Annotated in this window: 26 protein-coding genes; 16 read left to right on the plus strand and 10 right to left on the minus strand. The window is 59.4% G+C overall.

Annotated features, from left to right (window positions below; translation table 11 throughout):
* Positions 1 to 45 precede the first annotated feature (45 nt).
* Positions 46 to 588, plus strand: coding sequence for an exonuclease domain-containing protein (locus SOP85_RS10525; RefSeq protein WP_274073110.1), 543 nt, complete (start codon positions 46 to 48; stop codon positions 586 to 588).
* A gap of 69 nt (positions 589 to 657) precedes the next feature.
* A complete protein-coding gene (gene ppnP / locus SOP85_RS10530; protein ID WP_045058110.1) occupies positions 658 to 942 on the plus strand; it encodes a pyrimidine/purine nucleoside phosphorylase in 285 nt (94 codons plus the stop codon).
* Between the two features lie 69 nt (positions 943 to 1,011).
* Here the strand turns inward: ppnP and SOP85_RS10535 are convergent, their stop codons facing one another.
* Both SOP85_RS10535 and SOP85_RS10540 read right to left on the minus strand, forming a co-directional pair.
* On the minus strand, positions 1,012 to 1,818 hold the full coding sequence (locus SOP85_RS10535; protein ID WP_323626916.1) for an MOSC domain-containing protein: 807 nt from the start codon (positions 1,816 to 1,818) through the stop codon (positions 1,012 to 1,014).
* Positions 1,819 to 2,000: 182 nt separating this feature from the next.
* Positions 2,001 to 2,936, minus strand: coding sequence for a chemotaxis protein CheV (locus tag SOP85_RS10540; protein WP_274073108.1), 936 nt, complete (start codon positions 2,934 to 2,936; stop codon positions 2,001 to 2,003).
* Between the two features lie 417 nt (positions 2,937 to 3,353).
* Here SOP85_RS10540 and SOP85_RS10545 point away from each other — a divergent pair, with 417 nt between their 5' ends.
* The 3 genes from SOP85_RS10545 to SOP85_RS10555 all read left to right on the plus strand — a co-directional run bounded on the left by SOP85_RS10545 (position 3,354) and on the right by SOP85_RS10555 (position 5,840).
* Positions 3,354 to 3,824: a hypothetical protein gene (locus tag SOP85_RS10545; protein ID WP_274073107.1), complete on the plus strand. Its 471-nt coding sequence runs from the start codon at positions 3,354 to 3,356 to the stop codon at positions 3,822 to 3,824.
* Positions 3,825 to 4,290: 466 nt separating this feature from the next.
* A complete protein-coding gene (locus SOP85_RS10550; protein WP_323626949.1) occupies positions 4,291 to 5,184 on the plus strand; it encodes a sensor histidine kinase in 894 nt (297 codons plus the stop codon).
* Positions 5,181 to 5,840, plus strand: a complete 660-nt coding sequence (locus SOP85_RS10555) for a response regulator transcription factor (RefSeq protein ID WP_323607057.1) — start codon at positions 5,181 to 5,183, stop codon at positions 5,838 to 5,840. The genes SOP85_RS10550 and SOP85_RS10555 overlap by 4 nt, the downstream gene beginning before the upstream one ends.
* Here SOP85_RS10555 and yegS read toward each other — a convergent pair.
* A complete protein-coding gene (gene yegS, locus SOP85_RS10560; protein WP_323626917.1) occupies positions 5,824 to 6,741 on the minus strand; it encodes a lipid kinase YegS in 918 nt (305 codons plus the stop codon). The two genes, SOP85_RS10555 and yegS, sit on opposite strands and share 17 nt — an antisense overlap.
* 214 nt (positions 6,742 to 6,955) lie before the next feature.
* On the opposite strand from yegS, the gene SOP85_RS10565 reads away from it, so the two are divergent.
* Entirely contained in the window at positions 6,956 to 7,267 is a 312-nt protein-coding gene (locus SOP85_RS10565) for a hypothetical protein (protein WP_274073104.1), read from the plus strand.
* Between the two features lie 62 nt (positions 7,268 to 7,329).
* Here SOP85_RS10565 and SOP85_RS10570 read toward each other — a convergent pair whose 3' ends face one another.
* Complete coding sequence (locus SOP85_RS10570) at positions 7,330 to 8,556, minus strand: molybdopterin molybdotransferase MoeA (RefSeq protein WP_323626918.1); 1,227 nt, start codon at positions 8,554 to 8,556, stop codon at positions 7,330 to 7,332.
* A complete protein-coding gene (gene moaB, locus SOP85_RS10575) occupies positions 8,540 to 9,079 on the minus strand; it encodes a molybdenum cofactor biosynthesis protein B (protein ID WP_008055114.1) in 540 nt (179 codons plus the stop codon). Before moaB ends, SOP85_RS10570 begins: the two co-directional genes overlap by 17 nt.
* 81 nt (positions 9,080 to 9,160) lie before the next feature.
* Between moaB and mobA the strand changes: the two genes are divergently transcribed.
* On the plus strand, positions 9,161 to 9,763 hold the full coding sequence (gene mobA / locus SOP85_RS10580) for a molybdenum cofactor guanylyltransferase MobA (RefSeq protein WP_274073102.1): 603 nt from the start codon (positions 9,161 to 9,163) through the stop codon (positions 9,761 to 9,763).
* Between the two features lie 77 nt (positions 9,764 to 9,840).
* Positions 9,841 to 10,062: a YgdI/YgdR family lipoprotein gene (locus SOP85_RS10585; protein ID WP_274073101.1), complete on the plus strand. Its 222-nt coding sequence runs from the start codon at positions 9,841 to 9,843 to the stop codon at positions 10,060 to 10,062.
* Between the two features lie 77 nt (positions 10,063 to 10,139).
* Here SOP85_RS10585 and SOP85_RS10590 read toward each other — a convergent pair whose 3' ends face one another.
* From SOP85_RS10590 to SOP85_RS10610, 5 genes are all read right to left on the minus strand, one after another.
* Positions 10,140 to 10,418 carry a hypothetical protein gene (locus SOP85_RS10590; protein WP_323607054.1) on the minus strand — a complete coding sequence of 93 codons (279 nt, stop codon included), beginning with the start codon at positions 10,416 to 10,418 and terminating at the stop codon, positions 10,140 to 10,142.
* A gap of 100 nt (positions 10,419 to 10,518) precedes the next feature.
* Complete coding sequence (locus tag SOP85_RS10595) at positions 10,519 to 11,409, minus strand: pseudouridine synthase (RefSeq protein ID WP_323626919.1); 891 nt, start codon at positions 11,407 to 11,409, stop codon at positions 10,519 to 10,521.
* Positions 11,410 to 11,480: 71 nt separating this feature from the next.
* Complete coding sequence (locus SOP85_RS10600) at positions 11,481 to 11,789, minus strand: transcriptional regulator (RefSeq protein ID WP_274073098.1); 309 nt, start codon at positions 11,787 to 11,789, stop codon at positions 11,481 to 11,483.
* Between the two features lie 170 nt (positions 11,790 to 11,959).
* Positions 11,960 to 12,196 (minus strand): glutaredoxin family protein, encoded by a 237-nt coding sequence (locus tag SOP85_RS10605; protein WP_102700819.1) that lies wholly within the window; start codon positions 12,194 to 12,196, stop codon positions 11,960 to 11,962.
* A 72-nt stretch (positions 12,197 to 12,268) separates the two neighbouring features.
* Positions 12,269 to 13,477 (minus strand): ammonium transporter, encoded by a 1,209-nt coding sequence (locus tag SOP85_RS10610; RefSeq protein WP_323626920.1) that lies wholly within the window; start codon positions 13,475 to 13,477, stop codon positions 12,269 to 12,271.
* 327 nt (positions 13,478 to 13,804) lie between these two features.
* Between SOP85_RS10610 and SOP85_RS10615 the strand changes: the two genes are divergently transcribed.
* From SOP85_RS10615 to SOP85_RS10650, 8 genes are all read left to right on the plus strand, one after another.
* Positions 13,805 to 14,119: a DUF883 family protein gene (locus tag SOP85_RS10615; protein WP_008055105.1), complete on the plus strand. Its 315-nt coding sequence runs from the start codon at positions 13,805 to 13,807 to the stop codon at positions 14,117 to 14,119.
* 2 nt (positions 14,120 to 14,121) lie between these two features.
* Complete coding sequence (locus SOP85_RS10620; protein WP_274073096.1) at positions 14,122 to 14,511, plus strand: phage holin family protein; 390 nt, start codon at positions 14,122 to 14,124, stop codon at positions 14,509 to 14,511.
* Positions 14,508 to 14,852, plus strand: coding sequence for a hypothetical protein (locus SOP85_RS10625; RefSeq protein WP_274073095.1), 345 nt, complete (start codon positions 14,508 to 14,510; stop codon positions 14,850 to 14,852). Before SOP85_RS10620 ends, SOP85_RS10625 begins: the two co-directional genes overlap by 4 nt.
* A gap of 129 nt (positions 14,853 to 14,981) precedes the next feature.
* Complete coding sequence (locus tag SOP85_RS10630) at positions 14,982 to 16,145, plus strand: EAL domain-containing protein (RefSeq protein WP_274073094.1); 1,164 nt, start codon at positions 14,982 to 14,984, stop codon at positions 16,143 to 16,145.
* 68 nt (positions 16,146 to 16,213) lie between these two features.
* A complete protein-coding gene (locus tag SOP85_RS10635) occupies positions 16,214 to 17,542 on the plus strand; it encodes a deoxyguanosinetriphosphate triphosphohydrolase (protein WP_274073093.1) in 1,329 nt (442 codons plus the stop codon).
* 178 nt (positions 17,543 to 17,720) lie between these two features.
* A complete protein-coding gene (locus SOP85_RS10640) occupies positions 17,721 to 18,143 on the plus strand; it encodes a response regulator (protein ID WP_323626921.1) in 423 nt (140 codons plus the stop codon).
* Between the two features lie 206 nt (positions 18,144 to 18,349).
* A complete protein-coding gene (locus SOP85_RS10645; protein WP_274073047.1) occupies positions 18,350 to 18,976 on the plus strand; it encodes a response regulator transcription factor in 627 nt (208 codons plus the stop codon).
* Positions 18,977 to 18,984: 8 nt separating this feature from the next.
* Positions 18,985 to 22,644, plus strand: a complete 3,660-nt coding sequence (locus tag SOP85_RS10650; RefSeq protein WP_323626922.1) for a transporter substrate-binding domain-containing protein — start codon at positions 18,985 to 18,987, stop codon at positions 22,642 to 22,644.
* The last annotated feature ends 15 nt before the right edge of the window (positions 22,645 to 22,659 follow it).

The raw sequence follows: 22,659 nt of genomic DNA on the forward strand, positions 1-22,659 counted from the left end.
GCTACGCTCAAGCCCTATCAGCACGCGGATACCGGGAACCCTGCGATGCCTCACTGGTTGGTCATTGATCTGGAAGCCACCACCGATGAGGGTGGTTGGCCCATAACGGAAATGGAAATCATCGAAATCGGTGCCACCCTGGTGGATCGCAAAGGCCGCGAGCTGGATTGCTTCCAGCGTTTCGTGCGCCCGTTGCGTCGCCCTCTGTTGACGCCGTTTTGCCGGGAGCTGACGCACATCACCCAGGCCAACATCGATGCCGCACAGCCCCTGGCCGAGGTCTGGCCATCGTTCGAGCGCTGGCTGGGCCAACATCACTCGCGGCTTGAAGGCTGGGTCAGCTGGGGTGACTACGATCGCAAACAGTTGCTCCAGGAATGGCAGCGCCTGCCCTTCGACAGCGCGTTGAGCAACGTGCCGCACATGAACCTCAAGCAGCGCTTTGCCAAGGCCCGACGCCTGGAACGACCGCTGGGGCTCAACGGCGCCCTGCAACTGGCGGGACTGCAGTTCACGGGGCAGCAACATCGGGCGCTGGAAGACGCGCGCAACACCGCACGCCTGTTGCCGCTTGTCCTGCCGCTCTAGAGAGGTGACGAGTCCTTGGGCCTTGTGCATACTGGCCGGCCCTTTTAAGCCCTTTTCGAGGAATCGCCCATGTTTAAAGTCAACGAGTACTTCGACGGCACCGTCAAGTCGATCGCCTTTGGCACTGCCGAAGGCCCAGCGACCATCGGCGTCATGGCCCCGGGCGAATACGAATTCGGCACCAGCCAGCGTGAAATCATGCACGTGGTCTCCGGCGCCCTGACCGTCAAGCTCCCGGACAGCACCGATTGGGAAACCTTCGCCGCCGGCAGCCAGTTCAACGTGCCCGCCAACAGCAAGTTCCAGCTCAAAGTGGCAGTCGACACTGCCTACCTGTGTGAATACCGCGGCTAAAACCCCGGGTTCATTGCGAAAAGACAATGCCCGTGTCCATCGACACGGGCATTTTTCGTTGAAGGGCGTTTATTCGAGGATGGTGACCGGCATGCCGACTTCGAGCCGGCCATTACCGTCGTTGACCAGATTCTGCCCAAACATCGCGCCATCGGCTTCGCTACGGTACTTCTGCAAGGTGGCAAAGGGTTCGCGGCCAGCGTCACGCTCGCCGGTTTGCGGGTCGACGGTTGTCATGATGCAGCGTGAACAGGGCTTGACCACCCGGAACTCGACATCGCCGATGCGCAGGCGCTTCCAGCCGTCCTCGGCATACGCCTCGCTGCCCTCGATCACCAGGTTTGGCCGGAAACGCAGCATCTCCAGCGAGCGGCCGACGCGTTGCGACAGGTCATCCAGCGATGCCTGGCCAATCAGCAACAGCGGGAAGCCATCGGCGAAGGCAACCTGATCGTCGTCCTTGCCATAGCCCGAGGCGGTGGTCCGTGCGCGATCCAGTGGCACCTGCACCAGGCGCGTCGGCTTGCCGATGAACCGACTGACCCAGGCGCCGGCCGCGTCGCCGGCATCGGGCACGCGCAAGCTGTCACGCCAGATGGTCACACCGCGCAATTGAGCGTCACTGGCGGGCAAGGCGACCTCGATCGGCGAATGGCCGGGGGCACTGAGGGTCAAGCCACCCTCGGCATTCCACAACGCCGACAGCTGGCTCATCTGCGCGACTGCGCGTTGGGTCAGGAAGCGTCCGCTGGCTTCATCCACCAGCATCCAGCGTCGATCGCCGTCCAGCCCCAGCTTGTCGAGGCCGACCTGTTGCAGGATCTCGCCTTTGCCGGATTTCAACGGATAACGATACAGCGCACTCAGACGCAACATGGCCAGCTCCCTGACGGACAAAAACGCCACCCTATACGAGCTTGATCAGCGAATCAAAGGTCCCGCCCCTGTAGGAGCTGGCTTGCCAGCGAAGGCGTCCTTGAATATTGCATTGACCTTTCGGGCCTCTTCGCTGGCAAGCCAGCTCCCACAATGTTTAGTGTTGGGCATTCGTCCTCGTATCAGGCCGGCACTGCATCGCGCATCAAACGCTGACGCACCACATCAACCAACTTGTCCGGCTGGAATTTGGAGAGGAAGTTGTCACAGCCGACCTTCTTGACCATCGAGTCGTTGAAGCTGCCGGACAGGGACGTGTGCAGCACCACATAAAGGCCGCGCAGTCGCGGGTCGTTGCGGATTTCGGTGGTCAGGCGGTAACCGTCCATTTCCGGCATTTCCGCGTCTGTGAAGACCATCAGCAGCTTGTCGGTCATGTTGACGCCGGTGTCCGCCCAGGCCTTGAGCATGTTCAGGGCCTTCAAGCCATCGCTGGCAATGTGCATCTTCACACCCAACTGCCCCAAGGTATCGCGCAGTTGGGTCAGGGCCACATTCGAGTCATCCACCAGCAACACTTCACGGCCACGGGCGCGCTCCAGCACCGGATCCTCGAGTTTTTCCCGGGAGACCTTGGCGTTGTAAGGCACGATTTCGGCGAGGACTTTCTCGACGTCGATGATCTCCACCAACTGGTCATCGACCTTGCTGATCGCGGTCAGGTAATGCTGCCGGCCGGCACTGCTGGGCGGTGGCAGGATCGCTTCCCAGTTCATGTTGACGATGCGGTCCACCCCTCCGACCAGGAAGGCCTGCACCGAGCGGTTGTACTCCGTGACGATGATCGTGCTGCCAGGGCCTGGCACCAGCGCACGCATGCCGATGGCCTGGGACAGGTCGATGACCGGCAGGGTCTGGCCGCGAAGATTGACCACGCCGCACACGAACGGATGCCGCTGGGGCATCAGGGTCAGCTTCGGCAGTTGCAGGACTTCCTGCACCTTGAACACGTTGATCGCGAACAATTGCCGCCCGGCAAGCCGGAACATGAGAATTTCCAGGCGATTCTCACCCACAAGTTGCGTACGCTGGTCTACCGTATCGAGAATGCCGGCCATCTATGACTCCTGGGGCTTTTGCGGATGAGTTCACTGGATAGAGGGTTATCGGCTGTTTTCGGCGGACCTTGACCCCTAGGCAAATGCCACGCGAGGAATTGATGTCACATTAACATCATGCTTTACTGATCCTGTAATTTCATCTATTGCCATGCTTTTCGCCGCGACCATCATTTGCGCGATTGGTTCCGCCCTGTAAGGGATTCCCCTAGCAACAATCAGGTGCAACCTGATATTCGCAATATCCAATAGCCATTAATGTGACGCCATTCTCATTGCATGAATGGAGTCGGGCATTTGTCTGCGATCGCAAACCAGTGGCCAATCAACCTTTCAAGCGTTCAGCCCGCACTTGAGCCGTCCAGAGCGCGAACTCAAGACACCCTCCTCATTTGACATGACGTTGTGGAGACAAGCATGCCGAACAATCGTAAAGAGTGGGCAAAGCGCATTCCCGAGTTTCTCGTCGAGGCTGAAACACTCCTGGCCAGGACCGAGGAGTGCCTGAGTCATCTGCAATTGATCAGCAATGACCCGGACGCCATTGACTGCATGCTCAGCACCCTGCTCAAACTGGCGTGCAAGGCAGATGCCCTCGCCCTCGCGGCCGTGTCAGAGTTTTCATTGCACATTCATGGCCTGCTCAATCACGCCCACAACCACATGGCACTGCACGATGAGGCCCTGGATGCGCTCAAGGACTGCCTGACGCTGATCGCCTGGCAACTTGAACTGATCGACCAGAAAACCGGGCAGCTCAGCCTCGATGAAACTGAACAGGCCTCCCTGATCGAAGCCTTCGCGTTCCAGGTCGGCCAGAGTCAGTTTCGCCCCCCGGTTGATTCCAGGCCGTACACACTCGTTTCTTATTCGCAGCGCCAGGCTTAACTTTGCGCAAGTACGTCAAGCTGCGAATAGATGACTGCATCACAACTTGTGCGTACTCATGTCGCAATTGAATACTTCATATCTGCTAACGACACCTCGAAACAAGTAACTATTGCTTGTACAAGTATTCGTCTGTCTGCGCCGATTTTTATTGGATCCAAATAATCGTGGCCTAAACGGTGTTCCCTCCTTCCTCGGCGCTATCTCCTGTCCTCCTGGACATCTAATCACAAGCGCGACCAACGGTATTCGAAGTGCTATTATGCCGCCCATTAGTTGACGTCAATTAACGGCAACGCGATTGCAGACAACTCAGCTAAAAAATTCAGGTCTGATTTCTTATACAAGACCGTGGTTTTCTTATACAAAAAACCGTTGAAGTCGAAAGCTGACATAAAAAAATCATCGATCTGTCAGCGAACATGACCGATCGGCCCGCAGCGAACATCCATTGGCTCCATCCGCTATGTACGCCAGCCTCAATTCAATCGCCAAATGGCCACCCTCCCCAGATAACGCACGCCGGTTCACGCTGCTTCTATGCGCCGGCTCGACACTCGGCAGCCTGCTGGTCTACGGCCTGTCCACGCAGTTGCCGCTGGGTCTGCTGGCGCTCGATCTTGCTGCGCTGGGCTGCGTCTGGATGCAATACCGCCTGTCACGCAAGTCGATCAAGTTCCAACCTCAGGAGCTGGCCGAACGGATGCTGCAAGTCCAGGAAAACGAACGCCATCGCCTCAGTCGGGAATTGCACGACGACATCGGCCAGTTGCTGACCGCGGCAAAACTTCAGAGTGACTGGCTCAAGCGCAGGATGCCCGAAGACCTGCAGGGGCAATGCTCGGTGCTGTGCGACACGCTGGATGAAACCCTCGCCAAGGTTCGCGATGTATCGGCCATCCTCAACCCCCGACAACTGGCCAGCCTTGGGCTGGAAGCCAGCCTGCGGGCGCATTTGCTCAAGACGCTGAGCAACACCCCGGTGCACTGGAGCCTGGAGTGCCAGCAACGACTGACCGGCATCCCGGAAGAAATGGCAGTGGCGGCCTTTCGCATCACCCAGGAGGCCGTCACCAACATGCTGCGCCATGCCGATGCGCAAAACCTGCTGGTCTGCCTGCAGCGTTTGCCCCAGGGCCTGACATTGCTGATCAGTGACGATGGCCAGGGTTTCGCGCCGGCCGCCGACCCGGGGCGTGAAGGACAACGCGGCATGGCCGGGATGTCGGAACGGATCAAACAACTGGGCGGCACGCTGACCGTGACCAGCCAGCCAGGCAAAGGCACCCAAATCGAAGCCCTCTTCCCATGGGCACCCCGTGAGTTCGAACGGGCCAATACGAATAAGGTTATGCATTGACTTGTAACTTGCTTCTGGTGGATGACCACTCGCTGATCAGGGCTGGCGTGCGCGCCCTGGTGCTGGACCTTCCTGGCTATGCGGTTGTCGGCGAGGCCAACGATGGCTCGCAGCTGCTCGAAATGGCCCAGCGACTGTCGCCGGATATCGTGCTGCTGGATATTTCCATGAAGCAGACCGGTGGCCTCGAAGCCTTGCAACAGCTCAAGCGGGTCCGTCCGCACAGCAAGGTGCTGATCCTGTCGATGCACACCGACCCGGCACTCATCATGCAAGCCCTGGAATCCGGGGCCCATGGCTATTTACTCAAGGACACCACGGCCACCGAACTGGAACACGCGCTGGAAGCCTTGCGTAACAATGAGCGCTACCTGAGCCCGGCCATCGCCCATACCGTGATCACCCAGGCGTTGAACCGGACCCAGAACAGCCCGGCGGCCGCGGCAGACTCGCACAACCTGACAGCCCGTCAGCTGGAAATCCTGCGGTTGATCGTGCGTGGCAAATCCACCCGGGAAATCGCCAACGGCCTGGGCCTGAGCGTCAAGACCGTGGAAACCCATCGCTCGCAAGTCATGAAGCGCTTGCAGATATTTGACGTGGCCGGCCTTGTCTTGTTCGCCGTGCGCGAGCAGATCATCAGTCTGGACGACTGACAGCTCCAGCCCTGCTCAACAAGGGTGACTGCTCGGGCAAATGCACCTGCAGCGCCGCCGGCCGAGCCGAGAACCGCAGGCTGTCACCCTCGAGCGGTTCGCCGTCAAGGTTGATGTAGAGGCCCTCAGAGGCCTTGATCTCAACCCATGGCAGGCGGGCGCGGACGAACATGCTATCGAGTCCGAAACCATCGGCCAGCAGGTTCTTCAAGGTGCCGACCAGCTCCTGCGGTGCCGGCAGAATGCTGATGTCGAGCAGCCCGTCGTCCGCCAAAGCCTCTGGGCAGAGCACATGCCCACCACCCGCCTGTCGACCGTTACCGATCCCCAGCGCCAGCAACTCGCCACTCCAGTGAAAATCAGGCCCCTGCAATTCACCATACGCCGCATGCAGCTCACTGAAACGCGTCAAGCCGGTGAACAGATACGCCGCACCACCGAGGACTTTCTTCAGTTCTTCGGAGGTATTGGCCGTGACCTGGCTGCCAAAACCACCGGTGGCCATATTCAGGAACACCTGGCCACCGACTTCCCCCAGGTCGATGGCGCTGGGGGCAACGTCCAGCAGCGCCAGTGCCTGATCCGGCTCCAGCGACACACCGGCAGCACGGGCAAAATCGTTGGCGGTGCCCAGCGGCATCAGCACCAGGCTGGCCTCCGGCGACTGGCCGGCCATGGCTTCGGCAATATCGCGCAAGGTGCCGTCGCCGCCACCGGCAATGATCCGCCGATAACCCGCCTCCAGCGCTTCGCCCACCAGCCGTTGCGCATCCCCGGCTTCCCAGGTCAGGCGCACGGCCAGGTCCCAGCCTTGTTCACGCTTTTCCTCGACGGCGGCCCGAACCGCTTCGTTGAGCGCCTGCTTGCCATGCAGAATCAACAGTGCCTTGCGTTCGCTCATTGTCGTCACTCCCCATCATTGAAGGCGTATGGGACATGTGACCTCACCACCCTCCTGAAAAGTCGCAAAAAAATGAATTATTTACGCTTGAGTCCAATAAGGAGAATTTTCTTACAAAACGTGAGGAATCGGCTCAATTGACCAGAAATGGCGATTGGTACACTTTTGTGTCAGCGGTTTTCAGTCATCAGCAGGACAGACGCAAGGATGTGCAATGCAACGACATGACATCAGGTCACCGGTGATGCCGGTGGTGCCGCTCGCAATGAAACGGGCCGATCATCCAGCTGAACTCGTCAGCAGTGCAAAATCCAGTGGAGAAGTTCCTATGCAACCTCGCGTCAACGAGCTTGAGACACACCTCGAAACCCTGCGAGGCGATCTGGAAAGGATTCGCAGTGACGTCAGGTCAATCAGGCTCAGGCTTGCCTATTCGGTGGGCGGAACAGTCGTTGTCCTGGGGCTGCTGGGCTGGATCGCCAACAGCCGTTTCGACCAGGTCGTCTCCCTGCTGCTGGCTCATTGATCTACCATGGACGCAAAACCCGGCTCAATCGACCGGGCTTGCGTCACCGCGTGGCGTCCAGATCAGCTCAACACTTCGCTCAGCGGAATGAAGTAGACGCTGTCACCTGCCACCAGCGTCCGCTCCTCCATGACCTCGACCAATCCATCGGCCCAGGCGGCGCTGCGCAGCACACCGGAACTCTGATTGCGGTAGATGATGGCCTGGCCGTTCTCCAGGCGACCGCGCAGGTACTCGCGTCGATTGCCGGCCTTAGTCCAGTCGAACCCTGCCGGCACTTGCACCTTCAGCGGCTCCACCTCCTGCACACCCATGCGGCGCAGCAGGTAAGGCCTTGCCAGCAAGGCAAAGGTCACCAGGGTCGAGGCTGGATTGCCCGGCAGGCCGATCACCGGCACGCTACGAAAATGGCCGAAGGTCAGGGGTTTTCCGGGCTTGATGGCCAGTTTCCACAGCGCCAGCTCGCCCTCTTCTCGCAGGGCCATGCCCAGGAAGTCGGCCTCCCCCACCGATACGCCGCCGGTCGAGAGAATCAGGTCGACATTCCCCAGCTCGCCCAGGCGCGCGCGCGTGGTGTCCAGGTCATCCGGCAGGATCCCGGCGTCGATCACCTCGCAACCCAGGCGCTGCAACCAGCTGCAGAGCAACACACGGTTGCTGTTGTAGATCTGCCCCGGCCCCAGCGGCTGACCCGGCTCGATCAGTTCATCCCCGGTGGACAGCACCGCCACGCGAACCTTGCGGATCACCGCAAGCTCGGCACACCCCAGCGAGGCTGCCAGCCCTTGTTCGATCGGCCCCAGCCGTGTGCCCGCCGGCAGGATCAGTTCGCCAACGGTGGTTTCCTGTCCTTGTGGACGAATGTTCTGCCCGATGGCCAGGGACTCGGTGAAACGGACACGTCCATCCGCCTGGACTTCGGCGTTCTCCTGCATCTCGACGCAATCGGCACCCGGCGGCACAGGTGCGCCGGTGAAGATTCGCGCGCAGGTGCCCGGCGTCAAGGCAACAGGCGCCTGGCCGGCAAAGACTTTCTGACTGACCACCAGCGGCTCTGCGTTCCAGTCAGCCACGCGCAAGGCATAACCATCCATCGCGCTATTGGGCCACGGCGGCAGATCGAGGGACGACAGCAGATCGTCGGCCAGCACCCGGCCCTCGACCTGCGCCAACTGCAAACGCTCGCGCTCTACAATCCGTGAGGCGTCGGCCATTTCCAGCAGACGCGCCAGGGCTACCTCGACCGGCATCAGGGTCCCGGTCTTGCCCGGCTTACCCGCGGGATTCACAGGGTGCCGCCTGTTTCAGGTGAGTCACGAAATTGCACGGGCGATGGCGCGAATCCAGCTGCTCGCCAAGAATGCCATCCCAACCGGTGCGCACCGCATTGGTCGACCCCGGCAGGCAGCACACCAGCGTGCCGTTGGCCAGGCCGGCCAAGGCGCGGGACTGGACGGTCGATGTGCCGATGTCCGCCACCGATATCTGGCGGAACAGTTCACCAAAACCATCGACTTGTTTGTCGAGCAGGCAGCTCACTGCTTCCGGCGTGCTGTCACGACCGGTGAAACCGGTGCCGCCGGTGATCAGCACCACCTGTACGACCTCGTCGGCGATCCAGTTGGCAACTTGCGCGCGAATCTTGTAGAGGTCATCTTTTAGCAAGACCCGGCAGGCCAGGTTGTGTCCGGCAGCCGTCAGGCGGTCAACGAATAGCTGGCCTGAGGTATCGGTTTCCAGGGTACGGGTATCGCTGACCGTCAGCACCGCGATGTTGAGCGGCGCGAAAGGTACATCAGCCTTGGCTTTCATAGGCTCGTCCAGTTGTAGGAGAAACAGCCCGGTGTTATATCACAGCGACCTCATTTTTCGCCGCCCCCATGGAGGCCTGCCATGACTTCGAACCCAGCGTTGCCACCCTGCTCCATTTTGCTCCTGGCAGGCGGCCGCGGCCAGCGCATGGGCGGCCAGGACAAGGGGTTGCTGGAATGGCACGGCGAGCCGCTGATTGCACATCTGCATCGCAAGACACGCGCGCTGAGCGATGACCTGATCATCTCGTGCAACCGGAACCTGGAAAAGTACGCGCCCTACGCCGATCAATTGGTCCATGACGACGAAGGCGATTTTCCGGGGCCATTGGCGGGCATTCGTGCCGGTCTCAAAGCGGCCCGTCACAATCATCTGCTAGTCTTGCCATGTGATGTCCCGCGCATTGACCAGGCACTGCTCAGCAGCATGCGCGAAGCCGCCAGCCAGCATCCGGACAAACCCTTGATGCTGCGCCATGACGGCCACTGGGAGCCGTTGCTGTGCATTATTCCAGTGGCACTGCGCGCTGATTTCGAAACGGCCTGGAAGGAGGGTGAACGTAGCCCGGGTCGACTGATGCGCCAGCTGGGTGCTACTGCGTTGCAGTGCCCCGACAACGATCCGCGCCTGGCAAACCTCAACACGCCCGAACTGTTAAGTACGTCAGACACTGTGTCAGACTGAGTACCAAGGAACTTGCGCGCGCTGTTTACGTCTCAAGCCCAGCAACCAAAAGAATTCATTTTTTCGGAGACACTTCCATGACTCAACGGACCCTGGCCACTTTCATGCTTGCACTGGGCCTCGCTACCCTCGCCGGTTGCGCATCGCCTACTGTGATCACCTTGAATGACGGTCGCGAAATCCAGGCCGTCGACACGCCAAACTACGACCAGGATTCGGGCTTCTACGAATTCGAACAGCTGGATGGCAAGCAGACCCGCATCAACAAGGATCAGGTTCGTACCGTCAAAGAGTTGTAATCTTCGCGGCGACTACCGGATACATGAAAATGCCCCGACTGGTCGGGGCATTTTTATTCGCCTCTGGAAAACCCTCGCTAAGGGTTCGGCTCATTGTTCAGTTTATCCACGCGTGCCAGTGCCTGCGTGGCCTCGGTGATGCATTTCTTGTCGTCGTTGGCGGCCCGGGCCGATTCAGCGCTGGCCTGCATCCGCTTGATTTCCATGGTGGTGTTTTCGGACGTGGCCGGCAGGCTGGTGACCTTGTCCTTGAGCTCCTGGAGCTTGATGGTGCACAGGTCGCTGTCTGCGGCGAATACGGGAGAGGCCAACAGGGCGGTGCAAATCAACATTCCGGCGAAAACCGTGCGTTTCATGAATATCTCCTTGCATGGGAGGTATCGAACGCCACAGGCGTGGCGCCTGATCAAAAGACTGCAGGCCTGGGCATAAATTCGATTTTTTTGAATGCCCTGCTCACCACTGCAACGTGATTGCGCTCTCGTACTCCCGGCCCTCACCCGTCACCGGGTCTACAAATTTCAGCCCCTGGGCCAGCAGTTTCAGCGGGTTGGCATAGTCATCTTCCACGTCCTTGAGCACCCGGGGATAAAACGGGTCGTTGCAGATGCTGGCGCCCAGGGCGGTCATGTGCACCCGCAACTGATGTTTCTTGCCCGTCACCGGATAAAGCCCATAGCGCCAGAGGTCGCCGTTCTTTTCCCGGACTTCCACAGCCGTCTCGGTGTTGCTGGCGCCCGGCCCTTCCTGCATGCGAAAGAACGGCTCGCCATCGATGAGTCGGCTCTTGTGCACCAGTGGAAACGTCAGGTCAGGTAATGCCCGGGCGATAGCCTCGTAGCGCTTTTCGATCTGCCGCGAAGGAAACAGCGACTGATACGCCGAACGGCTCTGCGGGTTGGCGGAAAACAGCACCAGACCCGCGGTATGCCGGTCGATGCGATGCAAGGGCACCAGGTGCGGGTTGTCCAGGCGACGGATAAGGCGACGCAACAAGGTCTGTTCGACGTACTCACCCGCCGGGGTTACGGGTAGAAAATGTGGCTTGTCCGCCACCACCAGATGCTCGTCCGCGTACAGGATCGACTCGACCACCGGGATCGGTTTTTCGTCAGGCACTTCGCGAAAATAGTGAATCCGCAAGCCTTCCCTGTAAGGCAGGTCAAGGGCAATGGGCGCGCCCTGCCCATCGAGGACGCGACCGCGAGCGATTCTGTCCAGCCATTGTTCACGACTGATGGCGCTGAAGTGCTCGCACAGGCAATCGAAAACGGTCTGCCACGGGCCAGGCGGCAGGTACAGTGTGCTGGCCTGGCTGTGTGCAGCAGAAAATGCTGAAGTGGACATACAAAAGCTCTTACCTTGAATGCAGAGCGGCATTATCCAACAGCGGCGCAAACGAACCTAGCGCAGAATCCTTACGCCGGTATCTGCGCCGCCTCGGTGTACTCCTTGAGCCAGCGCAGCACGTCGACCGCCTCCCAGCGACCCGGGTCATACAGTGCATACAACAAACCCTGATAACCCACGACATCCAGCTGGCGGTGAAAGCCCGCGCGCTGGAACAAAGCTTCGATTTCGGCAAAGCAGGTATTGAAATGCAGCTTGTTGAAGGGCGTTTTTCCTTCCGTCACCAGGCCGTCCAGGCGCAATTCGGCGACGGCTTCGCGTACCACATCCACCGACATGCGATTAACGCTGCTCTTCAATTGTTCGACATTGACCACGACTCATCCCCCTCACGCCCGGAGTTGCCCCGCCCAACGCCAAAAATCAACGGCAGCAGGACAGCAATCCGAATAACTGTATGCGCATACAGTATCCGAATAACGTCGATTAAGCCAAGGGGATCGGCTCTAAAGTTCGACGGGCGGAACCTGTCCACCCACAAAACCGTTTAACCCAGGAAGGCAACCACTTCGTCGGCACTGAAGGGCCAACCCAGTTCCGCGCCGGTATCGACCCGACGCAACACCGGGATGCGCAGGCTGTAGGCGGCGAACCAGGATTCGTCGTCAGCGATGTCCACCAGTTCCACCAGCAGGCCACGCTCGACAAACTCCATCAACATGGCTTCGGCCACTTCACAGAGATGACACCCGAGAGTGCCGAACAGCTGACATTCAGGAAGCATGAGCGCTCTACCAAGAAATTGAGTGCTTATTCTAGGCCCGCCCCGAAATGTCGTCGAGCCAATGAACCACGGCTAATCCTGGCTGACGGCGCCGATCTTGTGCACCGACAAGTCCGCGCCGTAATACTCTTCTTCCTGGCTCAGGCGCAAACCATGGAATGCCTTGATCACGCCATACACCGCAAAACCACCGGCCAGCGCTACCACCACACCCAGTGCCGTGCCGATCAACTGGCTGACGATGCTCACACCGCCCAACCCGCCCAAGGCCGCCTGGCCGAAGATGCCGCAGGCTACCCCGCCCCAGACGCCACACAGACCATGCAGCGGCCACACCCCCAGCACGTCATCGATATGCCATTTGCCTTGTGCGGCCGTAAAGCACCAGACAAACAGCGCCCCGGCAATGGCACCGGTGACCAGCGCACCCACCGGATGCATCAGGTCGGAGCCAGCACAGATTGCCACCAGACCGGCCAGCGGCCCGTTGTGCAGAAAGCCCGGGTCATTGCGCCCGACGATCAGCGCCGCCATCGTGCCGCCGACCATGGCCATCAGCGAGTTCACCGCAACCAGCCCGCTGACCCCTTGCAGGGTTTGCGCACTCATCACGTTGAAGCCGAACCAGCCGACAATGAGAATCCACGAGCCCAACGCCAGGAACGGAATGCTCGACGGCGCGAACGCCACCAGCCGCCCTTCGCGATAACGCCCATCGCGTGGCCCAAGCAACAGCACCGCCGCCAGCGCCAGCCAACCGCCCATGGCGTGAACGACAACGGAACCGGCGAAATCATGGAAGCTGGCGCCAAAGCGCTCCAGCAGCCAGGCCTGCAGACCCAGGTTGCCGTTCCAGATCATGCCCTCGAAGAAGGGATAGATGAACGCCACAATCAACGCTGTCGCGCACAATTGCGGAACGAACCGGGCACGCTCGGCGATGCCCCCGGAAATGATCGCCGGGATCGCCGCGGCAAAGGTCAGCAGGAAGAAAAACTTCACCAGGCCATAGCCGTGATCGGCGTTGATCACGGCCGCCGGTTGCATAAAGGTGACGCCGTAGGAAATCCAATAGCCTATAAAGAAGTAAGCCAGTGTGGAAACGGCGAAGTCGCTGAGGATTTTCGACAGGGCATTGACCTGGTTTTTTTGCCGGACAGTCCCGACTTCCAGGAAGGCGAAGCCGGCGTGCATGGCCAACACCATGACCGCACCGATCAGGATGAACAATGTATTGGAGCTATGAACCAGGGTGTCCACAGCGCTTTGCAGATTTTCCATGGATTTGGCAGACCTTAAGGCTGAAAAAAAGCACCAAAGCAGTTCGCGCGGGCAATCCATGCACCAAGTTGAGACTTGTCGAATCGAACAGGTCTCTCCCGATGAACCGTTTTGAAGCACGGGGTTCATCAAGGCCAATCACGACCGGGACATTTGCGCGGGTTTTGATTGTTTGAGTTAAGGTTTTACTGGAATCTTGCCCAGCAACAGCGCAACGGCGCGAGCCGACGCACCACGACACAGCAAAAGTTGTACCAGTCATTTGTACTGAACCTTCGCACAAGGCTCATACTCGAACGATTCAGACGCCACTTATGGAGATCACCAATGGCCAGCATCAAGGCAAAGACTGCTCAAGAAATCCTGATGAGCGATTTTCAGACACTGGTCAGCGATACCGAACGGTTGCTGGAACACACCGCCTCCCTGGCCGGTGACCAGGCCGATGAATTGCGCGACCAGATCCACGACAGTCTGCTGCGTGCAAGGGAAACCCTGAAACTGACCGAAGACTCCCTGCGCGAACGCGGCAAGGCAGCCGTGACCGCCACCGAGGACTATGTCCAGGCCAACCCATGGCAATCGGTCGGTATTGCCGCCGGCGTGGGTTTCCTCATTGGCTTGCTGGCAACCCGGCGCTGATCATGGCGATCGATGAAATCGGCTCGTCCGGGACGGGCGCCAGTTCCTCACCGCGACGCCTCGGCGCCGCCGTTCTTGGGTTGCTGCACAGTCACGTCGAACTGTTCGGTATCGAATTGCAGGAGCAAAAGGCCCGCACCGTAAGCCTGTTGCTGTTTGCCGGCCTGGCGCTGGTGTTCGCGTTATTGTTGTTGGTTGGGCTGTCGACACTGGTGTTGATCGTGTTCTGGGACACCTATCGCCTGCCCGCCATCATCTCACTGTGCGTGTTCTACACCCTTGCCTGCGTGTTCTGCGGGATACGCCTGAGAGCGGCAATCTTCGATGAATCCTCGCCCTTCCATGGCACGTTGGAAGAATTGGCCAATGATCGGGAGCGCCTGCTGCCATGAACCTGCCTGAACTGCCTCGAAACAGCTCACGCACGGAAATGCGCAAGGCACTGATCCGCCTGCGCATGGAAATGCATCGCCAGGAAATCCGTCACGAATCCGGGCAACTGCTGCAACCCCTGCATCGGCTGCGTGGCATGGGCCAGAACCTGCACGATGGGTTCGGCATCAAGCATGCACCTCTGTGGGGCGTGGCGGCCGTTACCTTGTTGGGCTTCCTGACCGGCAAGGGCACGCGGAGCGGCGCAGGCCTGGGCAGCCTGACCCGGCTCATCCGTCTGGGCACCACGCTGGGGCCTCTGGTCAAGCTGGTCATGCAAGGCTCTTCGCGTAAACACTGACCCTGTCAGTATCTGGCTACATTCTTGCAGTAACCGCAGGATCGAACCTCTCTATCGAGGGGTTCGATCCTGCGCGCCTACCCGGTGACCAGGCTTTATCCAACAACAAGATCCATCCAAGGAGGCCTTGTGATCGACGGGCAACCGCTCGCCTGCTTTCAGCCGTTCATCGATACCGCCACCGGCCGTATCGCCGGCGTGGAAGCCCTGGGTCGACTGCGTCAGGCCGACGGCCAACTCGCCTCGGTGGGGCCGCTGTTCGCCGCCCCCCGCACCAACGCCGTCGCCCTGCGTCGCCTCGACCGTCAGCTGCGCGATAACGCCCTGAGTCGCCTGCACGAAGCGCCTGGCGACTGGTTTCTCAGCCTGAACATTTCCCCCCGCTGGATCAGCCGCCTGCGCCCGGACCAACCCTTGCCAAGTCTTGGTCAGCTGCAAAAGCACGGAATAGATCCGCAGCGCATCGTTTTCGAAATTACCGAACTGGGTGGCGACATCCAGCGCCTGGCACAGGTGGTGGCGCGTTACCGGCAAGCCGGCGCACGGATTGCCATCGATGATTTCGGCGCCGGCTACTCCCAGCTCGATCGGGTACTGGCGCTGCAGCCAGACATCCTCAAGCTCGACATGCGCCTGTTCCAGGCAGCCGCGTTGGGCGGCCCCAGCAGTGACGTGGTCAAGGCGCTGGCACAAATGGCGGAAAAAACCGGGTGCTGGATCATTGCCGAAGGCGTGGAAACCGAAGCGCAACTGAATTTTGCCCTGGAGTGCGGCTCACGTTATGTCCAGGGGTTTCTGTTTGCCCGGGCACAAGCGGATTTCTTTGCCGCCGATGCCTTCGTCGAGCGCTTTGCCCACCTGCGCCAGCGCTATGTGCAGCAGAAGTTGGCCGAACGCGGTCGCCTGATGATCATGCGCCAACAACTGGGCGAACTGATGGCGATCCTGCAGCACTGGGCACAGACTTGCGCGCCCCTGAGTGCGCTGCCACAACTGGATGCCTTTCCCTGGCTGCTGCGTTTCTATCAGTGCGACCGTCACGGCACGCAGCTGACGCCCAACCTGGAATGGCGCAACAACGGCTGGGTCGCCGACAACCGCTACCTGGGCCATAACTGGTCCTGGCGTCCGTATTTCTATCACCTGCTGGCGCAGGGTTGTGAGGAGCCGCAGCTGACCCTCTCCAACACCTACCGCGACGCCACCAGCAATCAGTACTGCCTCACCGCCGGACAATTTTTCGACAACGGCGAACGCCTGCTGCTCATCGATATCGACGCGGTCGGGCTGTAGTGACGCTTGCAGGCAGCGTTGCGAACCGGGAAGCTAGCCGATCAGTCCCCTGACGGAGCGAACCAGCCTTGGATTGGCCTACCCTGCTTACCCGCGAACGCCTCGGAAAGCCTCTGCACAGCCCGGAAGAACTGGGCCGCAGTCCTTTTCACAAAGACCATGACCGCATCATTTTCTCGGGGGCGTTCCGCCGTCTGGGGCGCAAGACCCAGGTTCATCCCGTGCACAGCAACGACCATATCCACACGCGCCTGACCCATTCGCTGGAAGTCAGTTGCGTCGGCCGCTCACTGGGCATGCGCGTCGGCGAAACCATCCGTAGCGCCCTGCCCGACTGGTGTGATCCCAGTGACCTGGGGATGGTGGTGCAATCGGCCTGCCTGGCCCATGACATTGGCAATCCACCCTTCGGCCATTCCGGCGAAGACGCGATTCGGCACTGGTTCCAGCAGGCCGCGGGGCGCGGCTGGCTGGATGCGATGAGCGAAGCGCAACGCAATGACTTCCTCAACTTCGAAGGCAACGCCCAGGGCTTTCGGGTATTGACCCAGCTTGAGTACCACCAGTTCGACGGCGGAACCCGGCTGACCTACGCCACCCTGGGCACTTACCTGAAGTATCCATGGACGGCCAGGCACGCCGACTCGCTGGGGTACAAGAAACACAAGTTCGGTTGCTACCAGAGCGAGCTGCCGCTGCTGGAGCAGATCGCGCAAAAACTTGGCCTGCCGCAACTGGAGGAGCAGCGCTGGGCGCGCCATCCGCTGGTGTACCTGATGGAGGCCGCCGATGACATCTGCTACGCCTTGATCGACCTCGAAGACGGCCTGGAAATGGACTTGCTGGAGTATGCCGAAGTCGAGTCGCTGTTACTGGACCTGGTGGGCGACGATCTGCCGCAAACCTATCGCCTGCTCGGCCCGCAGGATTCGCGGCGGCGCAAACTGGCGATCCTGCGCGGCAAGGCCATCGAACACCTGACCAATGCCGCGGCCCGCGCCTTTGTCGAGCAGCAGGATGCGCTGTTGGCCGGCACCCTGGCGGGTGACCTGGTGGAGCACATGCACGGCCCGGCCAAACGCTGTGTGCTCAATGCCAAGGACATGGCGCGGCAGAAGATCTTCCAGGACAAGCGCAAGACCCTGCATGAGATCGGTGCCTATACCACCCTGGAAATTCTGCTCAATGCTTTTTGCGGTGCCGCACTGGAGCAGCACAACGGTCGAACGCCGTCCTTCAAGAGCCGGCGGGTGCTCGACCTGCTGGGCAACAATGCACCCGATCCGAACGGCCCTCTGCACAACTCGTTCCTGCGCATGATTGATTTCATCGCCGGCATGACCGACAGCTACGCCAGCCACATGGCCCTGGAAATGACCGGTCGTTCCAGCCACTGACGACAAGCGATAGATCAGCCATTACCCCCTCGGTAATGGCCGATCAGTCCTGAAAATCCAAAAACATTCAAGCAACACCGAATCCCCCTACAACGCCTGTCGAGTGCACTGATCGAATGCGCGGCGGCTGTCGGGAAACAATCACGCCTATCGTTCCGACAGAAGAAGCGTGAACACCATGATCAACGACAATCTGCGCATCATGCTGGTGGAGGACCATCCGTTTCAGCTCAGGGCCACCCAATGTCTGCTCGAGAGTTACGGCTTCACTCACTTGACCACCAGCGATTGTGCCAGGAGCGCCTTGCACCACATGCTCAGCGCCGAGCAGCCCTTCGACATCCTGTTATGCGACCAATGCCTGCCCGATGTTTGCGGCATCGACCTGATATCAATCGCCAGCCACCAGGGGCTGATCAAGCAGGCCATACTTCTAAGCAGCCTGACATCCAATGAACTGGGCGAACTTGAAAATCTGGCCCTCGTCAATGGATTGCCATTACTTGGCTGCTTGATAAAACCATTAAAACAGTGCGAGCTGAGATACTTATTGAAACTGATACCGTCATCCTGCAACCAAGCGCCTTTAAAAAGTGTGTAACCCACATATCACCACCCTGCTCCCAATAACTAAACAGCAACATCTTTTGTGGCAACTTACCAAAAAATACCGATTGACACGTAATCCATTTCCTTTTCGCATGTAGGAACATTCCTATATTGCTACGACAGACCCGTCAGTTCATACGTCCCCCTAACTATCTGAGCTAAGGTGCGCGCTTTATCCGAGCTCGCAGGGATTTGATTATGAACTCCGTTTTTATTGTCGACGATCATCCTGTCATCCGCCTTGCCGTTCGCATGTTGCTGGAACACGAGGGCTACAAGGTCGTTGGTGAAACCGATAATGGTGTCGATGCCATGCAGATGGTGCGTGAATGCATGCCCGACCTGGTCATCCTCGATATCAGCATTCCCAAACTGGATGGCCTGGAAGTGCTTGCCCGTTTCAACGCAATGAGTACACCCCTGAGAATCCTGGTATTGACTGCACAATGCCCGACATTATTCGGTATCCGCTGCATGCAATCCGGTGCCTCGGGTTATGTATGCAAACAGGAAGATCTAAGTGAGCTGGTGAGCGCCATCAAAGCGGTACTGTCCGGTTATAACTACTTTCCCAGTGAAGCCTTGAACCCTGCCCGTGGTGACGAAGCGCGGTGCGCCGAACTTGAACTGTTCAAGTCAGTCAATGACCGGGAACTCATGGTATTGCAACTTTTTGCCCAGGGTCGCAGTAACAAGGAAATCGCCAAAGGCATGTTCCTGAGTAACAAGACCGTCAGCACTTATAAAAAACGACTCATGCAGAAACTCAAGGCCAAATCCCTGGTTGAACTCATCGAGATGGCAAAACGTAACGCGTTAGTGTGAGGCACAGAATGCCCAGCCGCTTGAAGGACTATCTGCTGATCATGTCCACGGGCTTGTGCCTGTGCACCGAGCTGTACGCCGCGCAGGAGCATGAACAATACGCCTTGCTCAGTCGTTCAGCGCCCCTGCACCTGGAAGTCCAGCTGGATCAATCACAACGACAATGGGTCGAGGGTAAACGTGAGCTGATCCTCGGCACCTCGGCACCCGACTACCCCCCTTTCGACCTGACCAGCAGCGGCCGTGAATATGAAGGGTTTACCGCCGACTACGCGGGCATACTCGGCGAGGCCCTCGGCCTGCCCGTCAAGGTTCAACGCTTCGCCTCCCGGGGAGCGGCGATCGAAGCGCTCGAAAAAGGCGAGGTCGACCTGCTGGGCACCGCCAACGGATTCGAAGCGAACAATGACGACATCGCGCTTTCCACACCCTATGCGGTCGATCAACCGGTGCTGGTGACACGTGAAGGCGAAACCCGGCCGCTCAATGATGGCCTGGCCGGTTTGCGGCTCAGCATGGTGTATCACTACCTGCCCCTGGAGGAGGTCAAGGCCCTTTACCCGAAGGCAATCATCGACGCCTACCCGTCCTACCAGAACGCGATCAATGCAGTGGCTTTCGGCCAGGCCGATGTTTTTCTCGGCGACACCATTTCAACCCATTACATGATCAACAAGGGTTATCTGAACAATATTCGCATGGCCAGTTTCGGCAAGCACGAAGCCCATGGTTTCAGCTTTGCCGTGCACAGGAACAATCCTCAACTGCTCGCCATCATCAATACGACGCTCATGGCCATCCCCGCCAGCGAACGGGAAAACATCGCCAAACGCTGGAGCGCCGGTAGCGATATCCTGCTCACCGATCAAAAACTGCAGCTCAGTTACAGTGAGGAGCGCTGGCTGGCGCAACATCCAGTGGTCCGGGTAGTCGTCAATGAGGCCTATGCGCCGCTGACGTTTTTTGACAGTGCCGGTAACTTTCGCGGGATTGCCGCGGATTTGCTTGAGCTGATCAGATTGCGCACCGGCCTGCGCTTCGACGTTCAGCGCAGCCGTAGCGACAGCGACATGATCAAGCGAATCAACACCGATCAAGCCGATCTGATCGCCGCGATGCTCCCTAGTGCACAACGGGATACCTTGCTGAACTTTACCCGCCCGTACCTGCAGAACTCCTATGTCCTGCTGACACGCAAGGCGCACGACAGTCCGACAAACCTTGCACAGCTCAAGAACAAAAGCCTGGCCATTGCCCGCGGCAACCCGCTTATGGACTATCTGCGCAGCGAGTTCCCGCAGATCAGGTTGATCCAGACCCCGGACGCCTTCAGCGCCGTGGAAATGCTCGCCGAAGGCCGGGTTGAAGGAGCGGTGAATTCACTGGTGATCGCCAACTACTTCATCGCCTCGCAACTGTTCGAAACCGAGCTGCAAATCAGCACCACCATAGGCACCCAGCAGGCGGCGTTCTCCCTGGCAACGGGGCGCGAGGCCAAGGAACTCAATGACATCCTCAACAAGGCACTGTTGAGCATCGCGCCGCAGGAGCTGGGCGTCATCAACAGTCGCTGGCGCGGCTATTCGGCCTCCTCGCAAAACACCTGGCGCCAATATCAGCGGGTGTTCTATCAGATCGTGATCGGCGCCGGCTTGCTGTTGCTGATCTCCGTGACCTGGAACGCCTACATGCGGCGCCAGATCAACCAGCGCAAGGCGGCCGAACGAGCGCTGAACGATCAATTCGAGTTCATGCGTTCACTGGTCAACGGCACGCCTCACCCGATCTATGTGCGTGATCGTCAAGGACTGCTGCAAAGTTGCAACGACAGCTACCTGCGCGCCTTTAACGCAAAACGCGAAGACGTGATCGGCAAAAGCGTGATCCAGGGCACCATGAGTAACGCCTTCGAAGCGCGCGAGTACCAGGCCGATTACCAGCGTGTGGTGGCCGAAGGCACGCCGATGATCCTTGACCGTGCGCTGCACATTGGCGGTCGCCGGTTGACCATCTATCACTGGATTCTTCCCTACCGCGACTCGAGCGGTGAGGTGCAAGGCATCATTGGCGGCTGGATCGACATCAGCGAACGGCGCCAATTGTTCGATGACCTGCGATGCGCCAAAGAGCGCGCCGACGAAGCCAACCGGGCCAAGAGCACGTTCCTGGCCACCATGAGCCATGAAATCCGCACCCCGATGAATGCCGTCATCGGCATGCTCGAACTGACGCTCAAGCGCATCGAACAACACCACCCGGATCGTCCCGCCATTGATGTGGCGTACCACTCGGCAAAGGACCTGCTGGAACTGATCGGGGACATTCTCGATATTGCGCGCATCGAGTCCGGGCACCTGAGCCTGAACCCGGAACGGGTCAACCCGGAGGAAATCGTGGCGTCGGTAGCGCGTATCTTCGATGGGCTGGCCCGGCAAAAGGGACTCGAGTTGCAACTGCAATTCAACCCGGCCAATCCGGCTATCGACGTGTTGCTCGATCCCCTGCGCTTCAAGCAGGTGTTGTCGAACCTGGTCAGCAATGCCATCAAGTTTACCGAGCACGGCCAGGTCAGGATTATTGTGACCCTGGACCTGAGCAGCGAGGCTGACCGGGCGCACATGCTGTTGCTGGTCGAAGACAGCGGCCCGGGGATCAGTCATGAGGATCAGCAACGCCTGTTCGAACCTTTCGCTCAAGCCGCCAATACCGGGCAGTCGGCACGGGGCGGTGCCGGGCTTGGACTGGTGATCAGTCGCAGCCTGTGCGAAATGATGAACGGCAGCCTGCAGTTGAGCAGCCAGCCGGGCGTCGGTACCCGGGTAAGGATTTCGTTGCCGTTATCCACACTGCCTCGCGACTCCAGGGCGCAAACCGCCGAGCCTCCGATCTACTGCGCGACAATCCCCTTGAATGTGCTGGTGGTCGACGACCACGCGGCCAATCGCTTGCTGATGTGCCAGCAGCTTGAGTTCCTGGGTCATCGATTCAGTGTCGCGGCGGACGGCCAGGCTGGATTGGACGCATGGAAATCCGCCGCCTTCGACCTGGTGGTCGCCGATTGCAACATGCCAGTCATGAATGGGTATGAACTGGCCCAGGCCATTCGTCGACACGAACAACACACTCAACAGCCGCGCTGCACCCTCCTGGGCTTTACCGCCAACGCTCAGCCGGAAGAAGTTCAACGCTGCAAACAGGCCGGGATGGACGACTGCCTGTTCAAGCCCCTGTCCCTGGCCGCCTTGAGTCAATGGGTCACGGGCATCAAGGGAATAAAGGAAATCAAGCCCAGGGTCGTGGCCCCGGCCTTCAGCCTGCAAGGCTTGCATTTGTTGACCGGGGGCGACCCGGCGCTGGACCTGCGCCTGCTGACCGAACTGTTGAACAGCAACCGCCTGGATCGACAGGAACTGCTGGCACTGTCCGACACCCCGGACCCGCAGGCCTTTCTCGACATAGCCCATAAAATCAAGGGCGCCGCCCGAATCGTTCAGGCCACCCGGTTGATCGACAGCTGCGAGGCGCTCGAAGCCACCTGCCATGAGCGCTTCTCCCCTGAGAACGTTGCCAAATACTGCGACGCCGTGGAGCGCGCCCTGCTCGAACTGGAACAGGCATTGCTGCAACAAATCGGACAAAACGACAAAGGCACAATACCCGAGCCTTAACTATGCTTGGACCCG

The sequence above is a fragment of the Pseudomonas sp. YuFO20 genome (genome assembly GCF_035064975.1).
GTDB lineage: Bacteria > Pseudomonadota > Gammaproteobacteria > Pseudomonadales > Pseudomonadaceae > Aquipseudomonas > Aquipseudomonas putida_AE.

Bases quoted from the DNA above. Each gene is read 5' to 3' on its own strand.
- mobA (WP_274073102.1), top strand. From the start codon at position 9,161: ATGACTTCGAACCCAGCGTTGCCACCCTGCTCCATTTTGCTCCTGGCA.
- SOP85_RS10535 (WP_323626916.1), bottom strand. From the start codon at position 1,818: ATGTTGCGTCTGAGTGCGCTGTATCGTTATCCGTTGAAATCCGGCAAA.
- SOP85_RS10650 (WP_323626922.1), top strand. From the start codon at position 18,985: ATGCCCAGCCGCTTGAAGGACTATCTGCTGATCATGTCCACGGGCTTG.
- SOP85_RS10525 (WP_274073110.1), top strand. From the start codon at position 46: ATGCCTCACTGGTTGGTCATTGATCTGGAAGCCACCACCGATGAGGGT.
- SOP85_RS10615 (WP_008055105.1), top strand. From the start codon at position 13,805: ATGGCCAGCATCAAGGCAAAGACTGCTCAAGAAATCCTGATGAGCGAT.
- SOP85_RS10585 (WP_274073101.1), top strand. From the start codon at position 9,841: ATGACTCAACGGACCCTGGCCACTTTCATGCTTGCACTGGGCCTCGCT.
- yegS (WP_323626917.1), bottom strand. From the start codon at position 6,741: ATGAGCGAACGCAAGGCACTGTTGATTCTGCATGGCAAGCAGGCGCTC.
- moaB (WP_008055114.1), bottom strand. From the start codon at position 9,079: ATGAAAGCCAAGGCTGATGTACCTTTCGCGCCGCTCAACATCGCGGTG.
- SOP85_RS10610 (WP_323626920.1), bottom strand. From the start codon at position 13,477: ATGGAAAATCTGCAAAGCGCTGTGGACACCCTGGTTCATAGCTCCAAT.
- SOP85_RS10565 (WP_274073104.1), top strand. From the start codon at position 6,956: ATGCAACGACATGACATCAGGTCACCGGTGATGCCGGTGGTGCCGCTC.
- SOP85_RS10645 (WP_274073047.1), top strand. From the start codon at position 18,350: ATGAACTCCGTTTTTATTGTCGACGATCATCCTGTCATCCGCCTTGCC.
- SOP85_RS10640 (WP_323626921.1), top strand. From the start codon at position 17,721: ATGATCAACGACAATCTGCGCATCATGCTGGTGGAGGACCATCCGTTT.
- SOP85_RS10550 (WP_323626949.1), top strand. From the start codon at position 4,291: ATGTACGCCAGCCTCAATTCAATCGCCAAATGGCCACCCTCCCCAGAT.
- SOP85_RS10540 (WP_274073108.1), bottom strand. From the start codon at position 2,936: ATGGCCGGCATTCTCGATACGGTAGACCAGCGTACGCAACTTGTGGGT.
- SOP85_RS10620 (WP_274073096.1), top strand. From the start codon at position 14,122: ATGGCGATCGATGAAATCGGCTCGTCCGGGACGGGCGCCAGTTCCTCA.
- SOP85_RS10625 (WP_274073095.1), top strand. From the start codon at position 14,508: ATGAACCTGCCTGAACTGCCTCGAAACAGCTCACGCACGGAAATGCGC.
- SOP85_RS10605 (WP_102700819.1), bottom strand. From the start codon at position 12,196: ATGCTTCCTGAATGTCAGCTGTTCGGCACTCTCGGGTGTCATCTCTGT.
- SOP85_RS10595 (WP_323626919.1), bottom strand. From the start codon at position 11,409: ATGTCCACTTCAGCATTTTCTGCTGCACACAGCCAGGCCAGCACACTG.
- SOP85_RS10590 (WP_323607054.1), bottom strand. From the start codon at position 10,418: ATGAAACGCACGGTTTTCGCCGGAATGTTGATTTGCACCGCCCTGTTG.
- ppnP (WP_045058110.1), top strand. From the start codon at position 658: ATGTTTAAAGTCAACGAGTACTTCGACGGCACCGTCAAGTCGATCGCC.
- SOP85_RS10545 (WP_274073107.1), top strand. From the start codon at position 3,354: ATGCCGAACAATCGTAAAGAGTGGGCAAAGCGCATTCCCGAGTTTCTC.